The organism is Oleiphilus sp. HI0066 (assembly GCF_001635725.1).
The window spans coordinates 1-1,932 of record NZ_LWFH01001602.1; the positions used below are offsets into that span (position 1 = coordinate 1).

Consider the following 1,932-nt stretch of genomic DNA (forward strand, 5'->3'; position numbering starts at 1 on the left):
AAACTCATTTGCTCGCTTCACTTCCGTTTCGAAGGAACCATCAGAATGTAAAGTCAGCCAACGATACCCTGGAGCCAACTTATCTAAAGCAAAGTCTTCAGACTGCGGTTTAAACTGTATGCATGTTGAAGGAGAAGCCAACCAGCGCTTTCCATCAATACTCTGATCAAATTCCTGATGTATATGCCCCCACAAAACAGCTTTTACTGACTGATCTTTCGAGACCGCATCTAAAAATGCTTCAGGACGATGCAAGCCGATGTTATCGAGCCACTTTGCACCAATAGGAATTGGGTGATGATGCAAACACACCATCGTATTGTTCGCAGAGGAAGAAGCTAAAGAAGTCTCCAGTAAGTTCAGCTCTGAGTCGCTCAACTCACCATGAACATTCCCTGGGGATAAAGAATCTAAAAGAATGATTTCCCAATCACCGACAACCAAGGTTTTCTGGAGCTCTTCGCCCTCGCCGATCACCGATGACATATTTGAACGTGCATCATGGTTACCTGCAAACCAACGAATTGGACAGGTGAAATCAGACAGCATCTCTTTCATCGTTTGGTAGGCTTCGACAGATCCATCTTGAGAAATATCGCCAGTCACGAGAATACAATCTGGCTGCTGACCATCTGCCTTGATGTCATTTAACACGGCATTCAAGCTATCAAAAGTATTGATACCTAACAGGTCTCTACTTCTGTCTGCATTAAGATGGCAATCTGTGATATGCAGCACCTTCACTGCATAGTCCTTCTGGTGCATTGGAGTTCGGCTCTAGTTGTTAATGCTTACACGCTCAGTGCAAATAACGTTTTATTCAATCATTCGACAGTACGATGACAAATTAGTATAGACAAACTAGTCGTTCTGTCTCGTATTGCGCTTTAAGGGTGACAGCTATTTATTGTATTCATTTTTATGCTGTTTCTATGCCCTTAAAGATAAGACGCTATGTTTCACACACAATAAAGTTAAAGCGAACTTGATGGCGCGTCTAGCACGAGCTTCACAGTTTACTCGGGTTAAACGGGTGTGTATCACAAATCCCGTAGCGCAAACAAAAACTCAACCATTCTGATAAAAAACGATTCAGCTGCGTTTTCTCATCCGGCAGATTCATATCTTTATTTGGGTAAGAGTTCACACCAGAAAGTGCTCGATACCCTTTACGACTAATGACCTCCGCAACAGCCGCATCATGATAAAGACGAACCATTAAAGATGGATTATTCAGCCAAGGCCCTGCTGAGGAGACTTGCTCTAGTAAAATTGTGTCGGTGTATTTTGAGGTCTCGATATTTTGAGCATGAACCGTCCCAATAAAATGAGATCCGTTATACAAAGAAATATTTAGCTCATCACCTTCATCAACAAGATGCAGTAATTTCATTAAGCGGCGATAGTTGCTTTCAAACAAAGCATTCAGATGAGAGATATCTGGAACGTATTTTCTAACCACGAACTATTTACCTGACCAATGCTCGTTAACGTCTTGTTTGTTTAACGCCAACCATTGCAAGGCAATGATCGCTGGGGAATTATCAATTTTATTATCTTTGAGCATCTCCATAGCTTTATCAAACCCTATAACATGCACCTTTATGTCTTCACCTTCTTCTTCAAGGCCATGCACACCACCAAGACCTTCGCTATGAACCAAGCCAACAAATAAGTGAATGCGCTCGGTAGAGCCTCCTGGAGACGGATAAAACTCATAGATATGCATCAAATCCAATACATCTGCACCCGCTTCTTCTTGCGCTTCACGCACCACAACATCAGCTGGCAACTCTGATTCTTCGTTGATACCGGCAACAAGCTCAAGCATCCAAGGTGAGTCTGAATGATGAAGTCCACCAATACGAAATTGCTCAACGAGCACAATCGAATCCTTATCTGGGTCATAGAGCAAGACACAACTCGCATCAC

The 1,932-nt window shown here is 42.7% G+C and carries 3 protein-coding genes; all 3 read right to left on the reverse strand.

Annotation, left to right across the window (positions count from 1 at the left end):
• Positions 1–765: 3',5'-cyclic-AMP phosphodiesterase (gene cpdA / locus A3738_RS25170; RefSeq protein ID WP_068763935.1), on the reverse strand; the 765-nt coding region annotated here is incomplete at its 3' end.
• A 244-nt stretch (positions 766–1,009) separates the two neighbouring features.
• Positions 1,010–1,462, reverse strand: coding sequence for a DUF1249 domain-containing protein (locus A3738_RS25175; protein ID WP_068475315.1), 453 nt, complete (start codon positions 1,460–1,462; stop codon positions 1,010–1,012).
• Between the two features lie 3 nt (positions 1,463–1,465).
• Positions 1,466–1,932 (reverse strand): NUDIX domain-containing protein (locus tag A3738_RS25180; RefSeq protein WP_068763936.1); only part of this gene is annotated, 467 nt, incomplete at its 5' end.